Annotated in this window: 14 protein-coding genes; 9 read left to right on the top strand and 5 right to left on the bottom strand. The window is 64.8% G+C overall.

Features of this window, described 5'->3' with window-relative positions; genetic code table 11:
- Positions 1–161: 161 nt before the first annotated feature.
- Positions 162–1,475 (bottom strand): ATP-binding protein, encoded by a 1,314-nt coding sequence (locus tag OXH74_RS06965; protein ID WP_215372066.1) that lies wholly within the window; start codon positions 1,473–1,475, stop codon positions 162–164.
- Positions 1,476–1,518: 43 nt separating this feature from the next.
- Positions 1,519–2,250 carry a two-component system response regulator OmpR gene (ompR, locus tag OXH74_RS06970; RefSeq protein WP_375740617.1) on the bottom strand — a complete coding sequence of 244 codons (732 nt, stop codon included), beginning with the start codon at positions 2,248–2,250 and terminating at the stop codon, positions 1,519–1,521.
- 219 nt (positions 2,251–2,469) lie between these two features.
- On the opposite strand from ompR, the gene OXH74_RS06975 reads away from it, so the two are divergent.
- The 3 genes from OXH74_RS06975 (at position 2,470) to gshA (ending at position 6,911) form a co-directional block, all read left to right on the top strand.
- Positions 2,470–4,788, top strand: a complete 2,319-nt coding sequence (locus OXH74_RS06975; RefSeq protein ID WP_375740618.1) for a Tex family protein — start codon at positions 2,470–2,472, stop codon at positions 4,786–4,788.
- A 4-nt stretch (positions 4,789–4,792) separates the two neighbouring features.
- On the top strand, positions 4,793–5,176 hold the full coding sequence (locus OXH74_RS06980; RefSeq protein ID WP_215372072.1) for a PaaI family thioesterase: 384 nt from the start codon (positions 4,793–4,795) through the stop codon (positions 5,174–5,176).
- Positions 5,177–5,324: 148 nt separating this feature from the next.
- A complete protein-coding gene (gene gshA, locus OXH74_RS06985) occupies positions 5,325–6,911 on the top strand; it encodes a glutamate--cysteine ligase (RefSeq protein ID WP_375740619.1) in 1,587 nt (528 codons plus the stop codon).
- A 214-nt stretch (positions 6,912–7,125) separates the two neighbouring features.
- Here the strand turns inward: gshA and argA are convergent, their stop codons facing one another.
- Together argA and argE are read right to left on the bottom strand one after the other, a co-directional pair.
- On the bottom strand, positions 7,126–8,424 hold the full coding sequence (gene argA, locus OXH74_RS06990; protein ID WP_215372076.1) for an amino-acid N-acetyltransferase: 1,299 nt from the start codon (positions 8,422–8,424) through the stop codon (positions 7,126–7,128).
- A gap of 124 nt (positions 8,425–8,548) precedes the next feature.
- Complete coding sequence (gene argE, locus OXH74_RS06995) at positions 8,549–9,688, bottom strand: acetylornithine deacetylase (protein WP_375740620.1); 1,140 nt, start codon at positions 9,686–9,688, stop codon at positions 8,549–8,551.
- A 135-nt stretch (positions 9,689–9,823) separates the two neighbouring features.
- On the opposite strand from argE, the gene OXH74_RS07000 reads away from it, so the two are divergent.
- Both OXH74_RS07000 and OXH74_RS07005 read left to right on the top strand, forming a co-directional pair.
- Positions 9,824–11,188, top strand: coding sequence for an inorganic triphosphatase (locus OXH74_RS07000; protein WP_375740621.1), 1,365 nt, complete (start codon positions 9,824–9,826; stop codon positions 11,186–11,188).
- 53 nt (positions 11,189–11,241) lie between these two features.
- Positions 11,242–11,928: a DUF502 domain-containing protein gene (locus OXH74_RS07005; RefSeq protein WP_375740622.1), complete on the top strand. Its 687-nt coding sequence runs from the start codon at positions 11,242–11,244 to the stop codon at positions 11,926–11,928.
- 140 nt (positions 11,929–12,068) lie between these two features.
- Here the strand turns inward: OXH74_RS07005 and OXH74_RS07010 are convergent, their stop codons facing one another.
- A complete protein-coding gene (locus OXH74_RS07010) occupies positions 12,069–12,542 on the bottom strand; it encodes an Lrp/AsnC family transcriptional regulator (RefSeq protein ID WP_375740623.1) in 474 nt (157 codons plus the stop codon).
- A 126-nt stretch (positions 12,543–12,668) separates the two neighbouring features.
- On the opposite strand from OXH74_RS07010, the gene OXH74_RS07015 reads away from it, so the two are divergent.
- The 4 genes from OXH74_RS07015 to OXH74_RS07030 all read left to right on the top strand — a co-directional run bounded on the left by OXH74_RS07015 (position 12,669) and on the right by OXH74_RS07030 (position 16,392).
- Positions 12,669–13,004 (top strand): hypothetical protein, encoded by a 336-nt coding sequence (locus tag OXH74_RS07015; protein ID WP_375740624.1) that lies wholly within the window; start codon positions 12,669–12,671, stop codon positions 13,002–13,004.
- Positions 13,005–13,123: 119 nt separating this feature from the next.
- On the top strand, positions 13,124–14,908 hold the full coding sequence (locus tag OXH74_RS07020) for a GspE/PulE family protein (protein WP_375740625.1): 1,785 nt from the start codon (positions 13,124–13,126) through the stop codon (positions 14,906–14,908).
- A gap of 113 nt (positions 14,909–15,021) precedes the next feature.
- Positions 15,022–15,942 (top strand): SPFH domain-containing protein, encoded by a 921-nt coding sequence (locus OXH74_RS07025; RefSeq protein WP_215372100.1) that lies wholly within the window; start codon positions 15,022–15,024, stop codon positions 15,940–15,942.
- A 3-nt stretch (positions 15,943–15,945) separates the two neighbouring features.
- On the top strand, positions 15,946–16,392 hold the full coding sequence (locus OXH74_RS07030; RefSeq protein ID WP_375740626.1) for an NfeD family protein: 447 nt from the start codon (positions 15,946–15,948) through the stop codon (positions 16,390–16,392).
- The last annotated feature ends 63 nt before the right edge of the window (positions 16,393–16,455 follow it).

The raw sequence follows: 16,455 nt of genomic DNA on the forward strand, positions 1-16,455 counted from the left end.
CACGTGAGGATAGCCCAGCCCGCTTGCACAGCCTATGTCGATTTATAGCCTCGATGCATTGCTCAGCCGGCGGCCCCGGCAGGGTACCGAAACGCCCTATACCGACCGATGGAGAGGGTGTGCCCCTCGCCCATGAGCGGGCGAGGAGCGAATGGAATGGCTTAGACCGCGTCGCGCGGCAGTAGCAGGCCCAGCGGCAGGCAGACGCGCGCCTCCAGGCCACCACCAGAGCGGTTGCGCAGCTCGACGCTACCGCCGTGCAAGGCCGCGATGCGCTTGACGATGGCCAGGCCCAGGCCGGTGCCCTTGCCACCCCTGGCACGGTCGCCACGGATGAAGGGGTTGAAAATATCCTGGAGTTCAGCCGGATCGATGCCGGTACCGCGGTCGAGCACGCTGAGCACGACATAGGGCGCCGTGTGGTCGCCAGCAACGAACGCTGCTACTTCGACGCCGTTGCCACCGTAGCGCAGGGCGTTCTCGATCAGGTTGACCAGCAGGCGCTTCATCGACACCCGTCGCAGGGGGAAAGGCGGCAGCGGCTCAAGGCAGAGGCGCACCTGCTCCTCTTGCTGGTTGTAGGGTGCCACCACCTCGCGCACCAATTCGCCCAGGTCCAGCTCTTCTACCCGCTCGTCACGGCCGTCACGGATGAATGCGAGGAACTGGTCGAGGATGGCGTCCATGTCCTCGATGTCACGGATCATGTCTTCGGTCAGCTCCGAATCACTGCTCATCAGCTCCAGCGACAGGCGCAGCCGGGTCAGCGGTGTGCGCAGGTCGTGGGAAACCCCCGCCAGCATCAGCTCGCGCTCACGCGCGCCACGTTCGACGTCTTCGGCCATCTGGTTGAAGGCGCGGTACACCTCGGCCATTTCGCTAGGGGTGTCGCTCACCGGCAGGCGCACGCTGCGCCCCTGGCCGAGTTGGCGGGCGGCGAACACCAGGCGTTTGAGCGGGGCATTGAGCTGGCGCACGAAGATCCAGGCGGCTGCCGTGGACAGGAGGCCGATGCCGAGGAACCAGCCCAGCACGCTCCAGATGCGCTGCCCGCGCAGGGGGTGTGGATAAAGCGGGATGCGCACCCAATCCGGCCCCAGTTCGGGGGCATGGACCCACAGCGCTGGCGGGCTCTGGGCACGCAGGCGCACTTCAGTGCCTGGCCCGAGTTCGGCCTGCATCTGCCGCTGGAATATCTCGCTGTAGGGCCAGTGCTGCTCGCTGGGAGGCACGGCATCTCGGGTCACGCGCTTGAGGCCGGCGGCCTTGGCCAGGTCGTGTCGCTCTTCTTCACTGGCCGCCCAGTAGGCACGCAGGGTCAGCGCCGCGCCGTGGCTGTACTGGCGATCCACCAGCACATCTTCGTTCATCATCAGGTAAACCAGGGTCAGCGCCTTGGAAAACAGCACGACGATGAGCACCAGCCACAGGGTGCGGGAGAAAAAGCTCTGCGGGAACCAGTAGGGGGCTTTCACCCCCACCCTGGATTGCCCTGCGGCGGGAGCACCCGCCGCGCGATCACTTGTTGCCATCGGGAACGAACACGTAGCCAACGCCCCAGACAGTCTGGATATAGCGCGGCTTGGATGGGTCCGGTTCGATCAGCCGGCGCAGGCGGGAAATCTGCACGTCGATGGAGCGCTCCAGCGCGTCCCACTCGCGGCCCCGGGCCAGGTTCATCAGTTTGTCGCGGGTCAGCGGCTCGCGCGCATGCTGCACCAATGCCTTGAGCACGGCGAACTCGCCGGTGGTGAGCATCTGCACGTCATCACCGCGCTTGAGTTCACGGGTGGCCAGTGACAGTTCGTATTCACCGAAGCTGACGCTCTCGTCCTCGCTCGCCGGAGCTCCTGGCACCTGCGGCGTCTGGCGGCGCAGCACGGCCTTGATACGGGCGAGCAGTTCGCGCGGGTTGAAGGGCTTGGCCAGGTAATCGTCGGCGCCCAGCTCCAGGCCCTGGATGCGGCTGGCTTCGTCGCCCTTGGCGGTGAGCATGATGATCGGCACCTGGTTGTTCGAGGCGCGCAGGCGGCGGCAGGCCGAGAGGCCGTCCTCGCCGGGCAGCATGAGGTCGAGTACTACCAGGTTGAAGATTTCGCGGGCCAGCAGGCGATCCATCTGTTCGACGTTTTCCACCGCGCGCACGCGGTAGCCCTGTTCGTCGAAGAAACGCTCGAGCAGGCGGCGCAGGCGGGCATCGTCGTCGACGATAAGGATCTTTTCACCTTCCGAGGTCAAGGTGTTGCTCATGTTCTCTCCTGATTCGACTAGCCACGCATTATCGCTTGCCGCCAACGTCCGGCGGGCTGCCCATTGTTAGCAGATTTTTCCCCGAACGGTTCCCTACCCGCCAAAGGTCGGTGTTTATAATGCGGCCCTTTCACTTCCAGCCGGGCTCACCTGGCTGGTCTGGTTTTCTGCGGCCCCCGCCGTGGCTCGTGCCGGGCGCTGCCTTTGCAGGTGTTTTCAATGGATAGCATCAACAACCGCATTGCTGAAGAGCTGGGCGTGCGCCCGCAACAGGTCGCCGCCGCCGTGGGCCTGCTCGACGAAGGCGCCACCGTGCCCTTTATCGCCCGCTACCGTAAGGAAGTCACCGGCAGCCTCGACGATACCCAGCTGCGTAACCTGGAAGAACGCCTGCGCTACCTGCGCGAGATGGAAGACCGCCGCACGGCGATCCTCGCCAGCATCGAGGAGCAGGGCAAGCTGACCCCCGAGCTGGCCCGCGAAATCAAGCTGGCCGACACCAAGACCCGCCTCGAAGACCTTTACCTGCCGTACAAGCAGAAGCGTCGCACCAAGGGCCAGATCGCCCTGGAAGCTGGCCTCGGCGAGTTGGCCGATGCACTGTTCAACGACCCGAGCCTGGCCCCGGAGGCCGAAGCCGAGCGTTTCATCAATGCCGAGAAGGGCTTCGCTGACGTCAAGGCGGTGCTCGAAGGCGCCAAATACATCCTTATGGAGCGCTTTGCCGAAGACGCCACGCTGCTCGCCAGCCTGCGCAGTTTCCTCAAGGACAACGCCACCCTCGCCGCCCGCCTGGTGGCCGGCAAGGAGCAGGAAGGCGCCAAGTTCAGCGATTACTTCGAACACGACGAAACGCTCAAGGGCGTGCCGTCGCACCGTGCCCTGGCGATCTTCCGTGGCCGCAACGAAGGCGTGCTGAGCATCGCCCTCAAGGTGGGCGAGGAACAGCCGGGTACCATGCACCCCTGCGAAGTGATGATCGGCGAGCGCTTCGGCATCAGCAACCAGAGCCGCGCCGCCGACAAGTGGCTGGCCGAGGTGGTGCGCTGGACCTGGAAGGTCAAGCTCTACACCCATCTGGAAACCGACCTGCTGGGCGAGCTGCGCGAGGCCGCCGAAAGCGAAGCGATCAATGTTTTCGCCCGCAACTTGCACGATCTGCTGTTGGCCGCTCCGGCCGGCCCGCGCGCCACCCTGGGCCTGGACCCGGGCCTGCGCACCGGCTGCAAGGTGGCTGTGGTCGACGCCACCGGCAAACTGCTGGACACCGCCACCGTCTATCCGCACGTCCCGCACAACCGCTGGGACGAGACCCTGGCGATCCTCGGCAAGCTCTGCGCCAAGCATGGTGTCGACCTGATCGCCATCGGCAACGGCACCGCCAGCCGCGAGACCGACAAGCTGGCCATCGAGCTGATCAAGAAATTCCCCGGCCTGAAGATGACCAAGGTCATGGTCAGCGAGGCGGGCGCTTCGGTGTACTCGGCATCCGAACTGGCGGCCAAGGAATTCCCCGAGCTGGACGTGTCCCTGCGCGGCGCCGTGTCCATCGCCCGCCGTCTGCAGGACCCGCTGGCCGAACTGGTGAAGATCGACCCGAAATCCATCGGCGTCGGCCAGTACCAGCATGACGTTTCCCAGCTGCAACTGGCGCGCAGCCTGGATGCAGTAGTGGAAGACTGCGTGAACGCCGTCGGCGTCGACGTCAACACCGCCTCCGCAGCGCTGCTGGCACGCATCTCCGGCCTCAACGCGACCCTGGCGCAGAACATCGTCACCTACCGCGACGCCAACGGCGCTTTCAAGACCCGTGACGAGCTGAAGAAAGTCAGCCGCCTGGGCGAAAAGACCTTCGAGCTGGCCGCCGGCTTCCTCCGCGTGATGAACGGCGACAACCCGCTGGACGCCTCTGCCGTACACCCGGAAACCTACCCACTGGTGCAGCGCATCGCCGCCGATACCAGCCGTGACATCCGCTCGCTGATCGGCGACTCCGCCTTCCTCAAGCGCCTCGACCCAGCCAAGTTCACCGACGAGACCTTCGGCCTGCCGACCGTCACCGACATCCTCAAGGAGCTGGACAAACCCGGCCGTGACCCGCGTCCGGAGTTCAAGACGGCCGAGTTCCAGGAAGGCGTCGAAAGCCTCAAGGACCTCAAGCCCGGCATGGTGCTCGAGGGCGTCGTGACCAACGTCACCAACTTCGGCGCCTTCGTCGACATCGGCGTCCATCAGGACGGCCTGGTGCATATCTCTGCGCTGTCGGAGAAGTTCGTCAAGGATCCGTACGAAGTGGTCAAGGCCGGCGACATCGTCCGCGTGAAGGTCATGGAGGTGGATATCCCGCGTAACCGCGTCGGCCTGTCCATGCGCATGAGCGACACCCCCGGCGAGAAGGTCGAAGGCCCACGTGGCGGTGGTCGCCAGGGTGGCGGCCAGCCGCGTCCGCAACAGGGCAGCCCGCGCCCCAGCGCACCGCCGGCCAGCGGCGCGATGGCCTCGCTGTTCGCCAACGCCAAACAGATCAAGAAGAAGTGACCTGATGGAGTTCACTGACGCACAGGCCAGCAGCCAGTTTAGCCGGATGCTGGGTATCGAAGCGGTGAGTCTCGGCGACGGTGTCGCCGAAGCGCGTCTGCCGATGGGCGAACACCTGCGCAATCGGGGTGGAGTGATGCACGGTGGGGCGATCTTCTCGCTGCTGGACATCGCCATGGGGCTGGCCTGCACCAGCCTCCACGGCTTCGACCGCAAGAGCGTGACCCTGGAATGCAAGATCAACTACCTGCGCGCGGTGGCCGAAGGGGAAATCCTCTGCCGCGCCAAGGTGCTGCACGCCGGTCGCCGCACATTGGTAGTTGAGGCTGAAGTGCTTCAGGGTGATGCCTTGGTCGCGAAGGGACAAGGCACCTTCGCCCAGCTGTAACAACCAGGTACCCACAACGCTCTATTCTGGACGAAGCGACAACGCGGGACGGGCGACGGATTTTTTCTGCCGCCCGTCCAGGTCCACCTCTTGTAGACAGTCCAGTCCACCCCCATATTGGGGCGACTGACGCGTGAAGGATTCCAAATTGAGCGATCTTCTTTCCCGCCGCCTGGCCCTGCTCGGCGAGCGCGCTAACCTGCCGCTGCTCACCCAGTGCCTGCATGGCATCGAGCGTGAATGCCTGCGCGTAGACGGCAATGGCCAACTGGCGCTGACGCCCCACCCGCCTGCCCTGGGCTCGGCCCTGACCCATTCGCAGATCACCACGGACTATTCCGAGTCGCTGCTGGAGTTCATCACCCCGGCCGAAAAAGACCCGGCGGTGACCCTCGCGGACCTGGAGAAGGTCCACCGCTTCACGGTGGACAAGCTGGGCGACGAACTGCTCTGGAGCCCCTCCATGCCCTGCCGCCTGCCGGGGGAGGAAGACATCCCGATCGCCCGCTACGGCACCTCGCCCATCGGACGCCTGAAATACGTCTACCGGCGTGGCCTGGCCGTGCGCTATGGCAAGACCATGCAGTGCATCGCCGGTATCCACTACAACTATTCGCTGCCCGAGGGCCTCTGGCCCCTGCTCAAGCAGGCCGAAGGCGATCCGCAGAGCGACCGCGACTACCAGTCGGCGCGCTACATCGCGATGATCCGCAACTTCCGCCGTTACAGCTGGCTGCTGATGTACCTGTTCGGCGCTGCGCCGGCCCTGGACAAGAGTTTCCTGCGCGGCCGCCCGCACGACCTGCAAAGCCTGGACGCCGACACCCTCTACCTGCCGTACGCCACCAGCCTGCGGATGAGCGACCTGGGCTACCAGAACAACGCCCAGTCCGGCCTGACGCCCTGCTACAACAGCCTCGACAGCTACCTGTCGAGCCTGCGCCAGGCCGTCTCTACGCCGTACCCGCCCTATGCCGAGATCGGCACCAAGCAGAACGGCGAGTGGGTGCAGCTCAACACCAACGTCATCCAGATCGAAAACGAGTACTACTCGAGCATCCGTCCCAAGCGCATCACCTATACCGGCGAACGCCCGATCCAGGCCCTGGCCTCACGTGGCGTGCAGTATGTCGAAGTGCGCTGCCTGGACATCAACCCTTTCTTGCCGCTGGGAATCGATCTGGTCGAAGCGCGCTTCCTCGATGCCTTCCTGCTGTTCTGCGCCCTGCAGGACAGCCCGCCGATGGCCGGCGACGAATGCCGTGGCGCCACCGACAACTTCCAGACAGTGGTGAAAGAAGGCCGCCGTCCAGGCCTGGAACTGCTGCGCCACGGCCAGCCGATCGGCCTCAAGGAATGGGCCACTGACCTGCTCGACCGCATCGACCACACCGCTGCGCTTCTGGACTTGGCGTTGGATACCCGCGAACACGCCGAAGCCATGGCCGTGCAACGTGCCAGAGTGGAAAACCCGGACCTGACGCCTTCGGCGCAGGTACTCGCCGAATTGCGCGAACGTGGCGAAAGCTTCACTGAGTTCGCCCTGCGTCAGAGCCGCGCCCATGCCGCGTACTTCCGCAGTGAGCCGCTGAGCGCCGAGGACCAGGAACGCTTCGAATCCATGGCCCGTGAATCCCTCGCCGAGCAGGCGAGACTGGAAGCTGAGCCGGATGTGGATTTCGACACCTTCGTCGCCGCCTACCAGGCGAGCATCCTTGGGCTGATCGGCAACTGACCAACGAATCGCCCTTCACGGTCTTCTTGTGGGGGCGATTTCAATCGCTATGCAGGCCGCAGGCCTGCCCTTGCGCCGAGTGGGGCAGCTGCACTGCCCTTGGCGAATAGATTCGCCCCCACAAGGAAAAGCAGTCCGCCACTGGCCCCACCTGTGGGAGCATCAGTCGTAGCCCGGACTTCAGTCCGGGAACGTCCGGGCACGGGAGTGCGGGCTACAGGGTTTTCTCGAAGATCTGCGAGTTGCGCTGGTAGTTGTACAGCGACGCCCGCGCAGCCGGCAGCTGCTCGACGGCGCTGGGCTGGAAGCCGCGTTCGCGGAACCAGTGCGCGGTGCGGGTGGTGAGCACGAAAAGGGTTTTCAGGCCCTGGGCACGAGCGCGCTCCTCGATTCGCTCCAGCAGCTCGTCGCCACGGCCGCCGTGGCGGTACTCCGGGTTCACTGCCAGGCACGCCAGTTCGCCGGCATCGGAATCGGCAATCGGATAGAGCGCCGCGCAGGCGATGATCAGGCCATCGCGCTCGACGATGCTGAACTGCTCGATCTCCCGCTCCAGCACTTCCCGCGAACGGCGCACCAGGATGCCCTGGTCTTCCAGTGGGGTGATCAGGTCGATCAGGCCACCCACGTCGTCGATGGTCGCCTCGCGCAAGGATTCGAACTGCTCCTGGTCCACCAGGGTGCCGCCACCATCACGGGTGAACAGTTCGGTGAGCAAGGATCCGTCTTCGGCATAGCTGACCATGTGGCTGCGCTTGACGCCGCCGCGGCAGGCCTGGGCAGCGGCATCCAGCAGTTCCGCCTGGTAGTTGTTGCCGAGCCGTGTCAGGTGCGCCGGCACCTGCTGCGGGCGCAGTTCGCGCACCAGCTTGCCGGCGTCGTCGATCAGGCCGCGTTCACTGCCGAAGAGGATCAGTTTGTCAGCGCCGACGTCGATGGCAACGCGGGTGGCCACATCCTCGCAGGCGAGATTGAAGATTTCCCCGGTGGGCGAATACCCCAGCGGCGATAGCAGCACGATCGAGCGCTCGTCCAGCAGGCGGCCGATACCCTTGCGATCCACCCGGCGCACTTCGCCGGTGTGGTGGTAGTCGATGCCATCCACCACGCCGATGGGCCGGGCGGTGACGAAGTTGCCGGTGCTCACCCGCAGCCGCGAGCCCTGCATGGGCGAGGCGGCCATGTCCATGGACAGCCGCGCCTCGATGGCGATACGCAACTGGCCCACGGCGTCGATCACGCACTCCAGGGTGGGGCCGTCGGTGATGCGCAGGTCGCGGTGGAAATGCGGCGTCAGGCCACGGGAGGCGAGACGCGCCTCGATCTGCGGGCGCGAACCATGTACCAGCACCAGGCGCACGCCGAGGCTGTGCAGCAGCACGAGGTCGTGGACGATGTTGCCGAAATTCGGATGGGCAACGCCCTCCCCAGGAAGCATGACGACGAAGGTGCAGTCCCGGTGGGCGTTGATGTAGGGCGAAGCGTGGCGAAGCCAGTTGACGTAATCGTGCATGGGTTCCGTGAGCCTGTAGTTGGCGATAAGACGAAGTGCGGAGCTCGGTAAAGGAGCGAAATGGCGGCGCGTTATCGTCGTCGCAGGAGCATCAACGGAAACCCTCTCAGTACGTGGTGGTGGATTACAGGCAGTAATGCTGGATGAGCTGGCGCAATAGCGCAACGGTAGGCTCGATCCGTGACAGTTCGAGGTGCTCGTCCGGCTGGTGGGCGCAGGCGATATCGCCGGGGCCAAGCACCAGGGTCTCGCAACCAAGCTGCTGAAGATACGGCGCTTCAGTCCCGAAGGCCACCGCCTCTGCCGCATAACCAGTGAGACGCTCGGCCAGGCGCACCAGATCACTTTCCGCCGATTGCTCGAACGGCGGCACTGCCGGGAACAACGGTTTGTAATCGATCTTCACCGCGTAGTGCTCGGCCACGGGCCGCAGGCGCTGGCGAATCACCGCGCGCAGGGTGTCCGGGCTCATGCCCGGCAGGGGCCGCAGGTCGAACTCCAGGCTGCACTGGCCGCAGATGCGGTTGGGGTTGTCGCCGCCGTGGATGCAGCCAAGGTTGAGCGTCGGTTGCGGAACGTTGAACAGCGGATTGCGGAACTCCTGCTGCCACTCGCCGCGCAGCTCGATCAGGTCGCTCATCACCGCATGCATGGCTTCCAGCGCACTGTGGCCGAAGCGCGGATCCGAGGAATGACCGCTCTGCCCGAGGATATCGATGCGCTCCATCATCACGCCCTTGTGCAGGCGGATCGGCCGAAGGCCGGTGGGCTCGCCGATCACCGCCGCGCGACCGAGGGGCCTGCCCGACGCGGCCAGTGCGCGAGCGCCGGCCATGGAGCTTTCCTCATCGCAGGTCGCGAGGATCATCAACGGCTGGCGGAACGGCCGGTCCAGCAGCCCGCGCACCGCCTCAATGGCCAGAGGGAAAAAGCCCTTCATGTCGCAACTGCCCAGGCCATACCAGCGATCACCCACCTCGCTGAGCTTCAGCGGGTCGGTTTTCCACAGGGCCGCATCGAAAGGCACCGTATCGCTATGCCCAGCCAGCACCAGACCACCGGGGCCGCTGCCATAGGTGGCAAGCAGGTTGGCCTTGCCCGGCGCTACCTGCTGGATCTCGCACTGGAAACCGAGATCGGTGAGCCAGCTGGCGAGGAGATTGATCACCGCCTGGTTGGACTGGTCCCAGTTGGGCTGGGTGCAACTCACCGAGGGCGCGGCGATCAGCGCGGCGAACTGCGATTTCAGGTCTGGAACGGACATCGACGGCCTCCACATACGAAATTCCATCATAGGCACATGGCCGCCTCGGCGAAACCGCTTCGGCAAGGTCGGGACCGGTCCTGTAAACTTCACCGCCTTGGCAGCCACCCTGGCTGCGTCTGAAAGACTCCGGCCATGCAGAAAGAAACCGAAATCAAGCTTCGCGCCAGCCGCGAGACCCTGGAAGCCCTGCGCGACCACCCGCTGCTGAAGAAGCGCAATAAGAGCGGCTGGGAACGGCGTGAGCTGCTCAACCAGTATTTCGACACCCCGGAGCGTGACCTCGCCCAGGCCCGCGTTGCCCTGCGCCTGCGCCGCGACGGCGAGCAGTTCATCCAGACCCTGAAGACCCGTGGCCAGAGCGTGGCCGGGCTGTCTGAACGCAACGAGTGGGACTGGTACCTGGACAAGCCCAAGCTGGACCCGAAGAAACTCACCGACGACTGCTGGCCCGCCAGCCTCGCCGATCTGGACAAGAAGCAGCTCAAGCCGATCTTCACCACCGACTTCGCCCGCGACCGCGCGGAGATTGCCTGGGGCCGTGGCAAGGCCAAGGTGGTGATCGAGGCTGCTCTGGACTTCGGTAAGGTCATCGCCGGCAAACAGCAGGAAGAAATCTGCGAGCTCGAACTGGAACTGCGTCAGGGCGAGCCCGAGGCGCTGCTGGAGCTGGCCGAAGAATTGGCCGCCGACCTGGCTCTGATGCCCTGCGACATCAGCAAGGCCGAGCGTGGCTACCGTCTGCACGACGCCAATAGCTACACCCTGAACCTGCCCGCGCCGGAGCTGACGGCCGAACAGCCGCTGGACGACGCCGTGGCTGCCCTCGCCTGGCACCTGCTCGGCAGCAGCCAGCGCCTGGCCGAGCAATACCGCTTCAACGGCCACTGGAAACTGCTGGTGGACTGGCTGCAGCAACTCACTGACCTGCGCGCCCTGCTCGGCAGCCTGGGCCAGGCCGCACCACGCGCCAGCAGCCACGACCTGCGCGAACTGCTGGATGCCCTGCTCCATGACTGGCGCCCACGCGTCCAGGCCGGCGAGCACGACGAAGCCGTACGCCAGGCTGCGCCGCAGCAATTCGCCGAGGAACTGCAGGGCACCCGCTGGGGCCTGTTCTCCCTCAAGGCCTCGCGCTGGCTGCTGGCCCGCGCCTGGACTGCCGGCCGTAATGAGCGCGGCAACCGCCAGGGCGCAGCGCCCGTGGGCAAGTGGCTGCCGCGCCTGCTGGCCGAAGAGGCCGAAGCGCTGAAGCTGGAGCGCTACAAGCGCCAGCCGGAAGACCTCGCCGAACAGCTGCCGCGCATTGAGCGCCTGCTGGTCTGGCTGCGCCTGGCGCGCAACGTCCTGGAAGTACCGGAAATCGACCGCTGCTATGGCGAGCTGTGCAAGTTCGCGGCACTGGCTGGCCAGCCGCTGGACGGCGAAGTGCTGGCCGCACGCAGTGAGCAGACGCAAACGCTGATCAGCCTGAAGAGCTGGAAGGCCCTGCTGAAGTAGCCCGCAGGCACCGCGCGCCCCGGCGTGCGGTGTCCATTCACTGGAAGAACGCAATGATCCGGCAGAGCTTCAGATCCCTCGTCACCACCTGGCTGACCGGCCTGCTGGCCCTGCTGCCGCTGGTCCTCACGCTGGCTCTGCTGGCCTGGATCGTCAACCTGCTGAACAAGCTGGTGGGCCCGGCCACCGTCATCGGGCAGTTGCTGGCGGCCCTGGGCCAACCCTTCGCCAGCAGCCCCTACCTGGCGTACTTCGTCGGCACCCTGGTCTTGCTGGGTAGCCTCTACCCGCTGGGCCTCGCCGTGCAACTCGGCCTACGCCGGCCGCTGGCCTGGCTGCTGGACATGACGCTTCGGCGCGCCCCGTTGATCGGCAACTTCTACAACATCGCCGACCGCTTCGTCGGTCTGCTGGACAAGAGCAAGAACGCCGACATCACCGCCATGAGCCCGGTCTGGTGCTTCTTCGGTGGCGAAGGCGCCGCCGTGTTAGCCCTGCAGCCCAGCTCCGAACCCATCGAACTTGATGGTCGCCCTTACTTCGCCGTGCTGGTTCCTACTGCGCCGATCCCGGTGGGCGGCGGGCTGATCTATGTGCCGGTGGAGTGGGTGCGCCCGGCGGACATGGGCGTGGACGGATTGACCAGCATCTACCTGTCCATGGGGCTGACACCGCCGCATCAGGCGGGGAAGGCGGCGAAGGAGCCAGCGGTCCTGACCGACGACGGCAAGGCTTCCTGATACCCCCTTGCAGGAGAGCAAGGGCGGTGCCTGTTTGTAGGAGCCAGCTTGCTGGCGAAAACGAAGGCCAGGTTCGCGAGCAAGCTCGCTCCTACGAGAGAGGGATTGGGGGGAGAGGGCGAAGGCCCAGCGCAAAGGCCCTACCCCTGCCCCACCGGCAAGCTGGTGGTCGACTTGATCTCCGACAGCGCCACGATGGAGTTCACCTCCTGGATGCCCGGCACCAGCGACAGCTTCTCGAAGAAGAAGCGCTCGTAGGCCTCGATGTCGCGGGTGACGATGCGCAGCATGAAGTCCACCGAACCCATCAGCACGTGGCACTCCAGTACTTCGGGGAACTGGCGCATGGCTTCGGCGAACTCGGTGAGGTTGGAGCGGCCGTGCGCGTTGAGCTTCACCTGGGCGAATATCTGCGCGTTCAGGCCGATCTTGCGGCGGTCCAGCAGTGTCACCTGACGGCGGATCACGCCCTCTTCCTTCAGGCGCTGGATACGCCGCCAGCAGGGCGACTGGGACAGGCCGACGCGCTCAGCGATCTCGGCCGTGGCCAAGCTGGCGTCTTCCTGCAGCAGTTCGAGAATGCGCTTGTCGTAAGCATCCAGGGTGATGGACATAAAAATTCCAAGCCAGACATGTAATCAGAAAAGTTTATCCAAATCTAACCGCATTTACCCTAAATGAGGTAGGAATTCACGCGCCGAGGCTGGAAAAATGTCGTCGTCCAACCCAAGGAACCGTCCATGCTCAGCCTCCAGGAACCCTGCCGCGCCCCCAACCCGCCCCTTGCCAGCCTTCGCGAAGATCACTGGCATCCGCGTACCACGACGCTTCAGGCGCGCGAAGTGCGATTCACCATCCTCGCCGAGTCCGAACCGGACATCCTCAGCCGCCTGCTCGGCTACTTCGCACAGCTGCAACTGGTGCCCCGCTGGCTGGAGGCCACCCAACAAGGCGATACCTTGCGCTTGCAGTTGCTCCAACAGGGTTTGACGCCCCATCGCGCGGAAGTCATCGCTCAGAAAATGCGCTCCCTGGTGAGCGTGGACGCGGTGAGCCTGGAGGTGCTTCCGGGCTGAATGCACCGGACTTTGACCGGGCGCTTAGTCGTGGCGCGACGATTCGGGCATGCTTGAACGCTTTGCGGAAAGGGTTGTTGCTACTCTTTCCAACTGAGAAGCATGAATTTGGAGCGTGCATGTCCGCCTTTGCCTCACCTGCCCAGGACCGCTGGCTTGAACTCAACGACCTGCTGCGCGAACTGGTGGCCCAGGGCCGCGTCGGCCAGGAGCAGGCCGAGCATTGCCTCGCCATCCGCCGCAGCGCGGTGAACAACCAGCAGCACCCCATCGAGTTCCTGGCCAGCCAGCAGGTCGATGACCTCCAGCGGCCGGGCAAGAAGCTCGACCTGGAAACCCTAAGCCTGTGGCTTGCCGAGCATGCCGGCCAGCCCTACCTGCGCATCGATCCGCTGAAGATCGACGTCGCCGCCATCACCCCATTGATGTCCTACGCCTTCGCCCAGCGCCACAAGATCCTCGCCGTAGCGGTGGACAGCGAAGCCGTGACCATCGCCAGCGCACAGCCCTTCGTGCAGAGCTGGGAAAGCAACCTGACCCACGTGCTCAAGCGCCCGATCAGGCGCGTGGTGGCCAACCCGGTGGATATCCAGCGTTTTACCGTGGAGTTCTATCGCCTGGCCAAGTCGGTCAGCAGCGCCAACGCGGTGGACCAGAAGATCAGCGGCGTTGGCAACTTCGAGCAGTTGCTCAAGCTCGGCTCCAGCACCCAGGAACCGGACGCCAATGACGCCCACATCGTCAATATCGTCGACTGGCTGTTCCAGTACGCCTACCAGCAGCGCGCCAGCGACATCCACATCGAGCCACGCCGCGAGCAAGGCACGGTGCGCTTTCGCATCGACGGCGTGCTGCATACCGTCTACCAGTTCCCGCCACAGGTCACCATGGCGGTGGTCAGCCGCCTGAAGAGCCTCGGGCGGATGAACGTGGCGGAGAAGCGAAAACCACAGGACGGCCGGGTGAAGACCAAGACCCCGGACGGCGGCGAGGTGGAACTGCGCCTCTCCACCCTGCCCACTGCCTTCGGCGAGAAGATGGTGATGCGCATCTTCGACCCCGAGGTGCTGCTGAAAAGCTTCGATCAGCTGGGCTTCTCCCAGGACGACCTGCGACGCTGGCAGAGCATGACCAACCAGCCCAACGGCATCATCCTGGTCACCGGTCCCACCGGCTCAGGCAAGACCACCACGCTCTACACCACGCTCAAGCAACTGGCGACCAGCGAGGTCAATGTCTGCACCATCGAAGACCCCATCGAGATGATCGAAGGCGCGTTCAACCAGATGCAGGTACAGCACAACATCGACCTGACTTTCGCCAGCGGTGTGCGCGCGCTGATGCGCCAGGACCCGGACATCATCATGGTTGGCGAGATCCGCGACCTGGAAACCGCCGAGATGGCCATCCAGGCGGCGCTGACCGGCCACCTGGTGCTCTCCACCCTGCACACCAACGACGCTCCCAGCGCCATCACGCGCCTGCTGGAGCTCGGCGTGCCCTATTACCTGCTTCGCGCCACCTTGCTCGGGGTCATGGCCCAGCGCCTGGTACGCACCCTCTGCCCGCACTGCAAGGCGCCCATGGAGCTCAGCGAGGACGACTGGCAGGGTCTGACCAAGCCCTGGAGCGCGCCACGGCCCAGCGGTGCCCACCGTGCCGTCGGCTGCCTGGAATGCCGCGATACCGGCTACCGGGGCCGCACTGGGGTGTACGAGATCATGCTGCTGTCTGACAACCTGAAGCCGCTGATCACCGCCGATACCGACCTCATCGCCCTGCGCCGCCAGGCCTTCAAGGACGGCATGCGCAGCCTGCGATTGTCCGGTGCGCAGAAAGTTGCCCAAGGACTGACTACCATCGAAGAAGTGCTCCGGGTCACACCACAAAGCGAGCAGAAATGAAATGCTAAGCGGCTATGAAAACACGCCGTAGCCCGGCTTCAGCCCGGGGTAATGCGCACAACCCGGACTGAAGTCCGAGCTACTGGAACAACTTGCCAACACAGGGAAACACCATGGAAATCGGCAGTGTCGTCATCCTGTTCGTCGCCCTTGCAATCGCCATTGTCTTCATGGGCTTCAAAGTGGTGCCACAGGGTTTCGAATGGACAGTAGAGCGCTTCGGCCGCTACACCAATACGCTCAAACCGGGGCTGAACATCATCGTGCCGGTGGTGGACCGCATCGGCCGCAAGATCAACGTCATGGAAAGCGTGCTGGACATCCCCCCGCAGGAGGCCATCAGCGCCGACAACGCCATCGTCACCATCGACGCGGTGTGCTTCTTCCAGGTGATCAACACCGCCCAGGCCGCCTATGAGGTGAATGACCTGGAGCACGCCATCCGCAACCTGGTGATGACCAACATCCGTACCGTGCTCGGCTCTATGGAGCTGGACGCCATGCTCAGCCAGCGCGATGCCATCAACGAGCGCCTGCTGCGCACCGTCGACGAAGCCACCGCGCCCTGGGGCATCAAGGTCACCCGCATCGAGATCAAGGACATCACCCCGCCGGCCGACCTGGTAGAGGCCATGGCCAGCCAGATGAAGGCCGAGCGCCTCAAACGCGCCCAGATCCTCGAGGCCGAGGGTCGCCGGCAGGCGGACATCCTCACCGCCGAGGGTGAGAAGCAGGCGCAGATCCTCAAGGCCGAAGGCGAGCGTACGGCGGCCTTCCTCGAAGCCGAAGCCCGCGAGCGTGCCGCCCAGGCCGAAGCCGAGGCGACCCGCGTGGTGTCCGACGCCATCGCCAACGGCAACGTGCAGGCGGTGAACTACTTCGTCGCACAAAAATACGTCGAGGCCCTGGGCAAACTGGCCAGCGCCAACAACAGCAAGGTAGTCCTGATGCCGCTGGAAGCCAGCCAGGTAATCGGCGCCGTCGGCGGCATCGGCGAAATCGTTCGCGCCACCTTCGACAGCAAGCAGGCCTGACAAATGCTCGACTACATCCAGCACCTCACCTACTGGGACTGGCTGGCCCTCGGCACCCTGCTATTGATCCTGGAAGTCTTCGGCGCTGGCGGTTACCTACTGTGGATCGGCGTCGCAGCCGCCTGCGTTGGCGCCATTACGTTCGTCATGCCGGATTTGCACTGGGCCATCCAGTCCGTCCTGTTCGGCGTGCTTTCCATCCTCACCGCTGTTTTCTGGTGGCGCCGCCAGCGCAGCTCCGCCAAGCCCTCCGAACAGCCGGGCCTGAACCAGCGCGGCCAGGAATTCATCGGCCGCCAGTTCGCCTTGCATGAGGCCATCCACGACGGTCGTGGCAAGATCCGCGCGGGCGACTCGGTCTGGCTGGTCAGCGGTCCGGACCTGCCAGCAGGCAGCCAGGTTCGGGTGGTCGGCCAGGATGGCGTGCTGCTGAAGGTGGAGCCAATCTGAGTTCGGTGCCTTCGATCGCGATCGGATTGAAGATGGGCAGCGTATTGGCGTAACGGTTTGACA

It is taken from the genome of Metapseudomonas boanensis, from assembly GCF_042232855.1.
Classification (GTDB): domain Bacteria; phylum Pseudomonadota; class Gammaproteobacteria; order Pseudomonadales; family Pseudomonadaceae; genus Metapseudomonas; species Metapseudomonas boanensis.

Excerpts from the sequence above, each read along its gene's own strand:
- argA (WP_215372076.1), bottom strand. The coding sequence starts at position 8,424 with ATGCACGATTACGTCAACTGGCTTCGCCACGCTTCGCCCTACATCAAC.
- OXH74_RS07025 (WP_215372100.1), top strand. The coding sequence starts at position 15,022 with ATGGAAATCGGCAGTGTCGTCATCCTGTTCGTCGCCCTTGCAATCGCC.
- OXH74_RS07015 (WP_375740624.1), top strand. The coding sequence starts at position 12,669 with ATGCTCAGCCTCCAGGAACCCTGCCGCGCCCCCAACCCGCCCCTTGCC.
- OXH74_RS07000 (WP_375740621.1), top strand. The coding sequence starts at position 9,824 with ATGCAGAAAGAAACCGAAATCAAGCTTCGCGCCAGCCGCGAGACCCTG.
- argE (WP_375740620.1), bottom strand. The coding sequence starts at position 9,688 with ATGTCCGTTCCAGACCTGAAATCGCAGTTCGCCGCGCTGATCGCCGCG.
- ompR (WP_375740617.1), bottom strand. The coding sequence starts at position 2,250 with ATGAGCAACACCTTGACCTCGGAAGGTGAAAAGATCCTTATCGTCGAC.
- OXH74_RS07005 (WP_375740622.1), top strand. The coding sequence starts at position 11,242 with ATGATCCGGCAGAGCTTCAGATCCCTCGTCACCACCTGGCTGACCGGC.
- OXH74_RS07010 (WP_375740623.1), bottom strand. The coding sequence starts at position 12,542 with ATGTCCATCACCCTGGATGCTTACGACAAGCGCATTCTCGAACTGCTG.
- OXH74_RS07030 (WP_375740626.1), top strand. The coding sequence starts at position 15,946 with ATGCTCGACTACATCCAGCACCTCACCTACTGGGACTGGCTGGCCCTC.
- OXH74_RS06980 (WP_215372072.1), top strand. The coding sequence starts at position 4,793 with ATGGAGTTCACTGACGCACAGGCCAGCAGCCAGTTTAGCCGGATGCTG.
- OXH74_RS06975 (WP_375740618.1), top strand. The coding sequence starts at position 2,470 with ATGGATAGCATCAACAACCGCATTGCTGAAGAGCTGGGCGTGCGCCCG.
- OXH74_RS07020 (WP_375740625.1), top strand. The coding sequence starts at position 13,124 with ATGTCCGCCTTTGCCTCACCTGCCCAGGACCGCTGGCTTGAACTCAAC.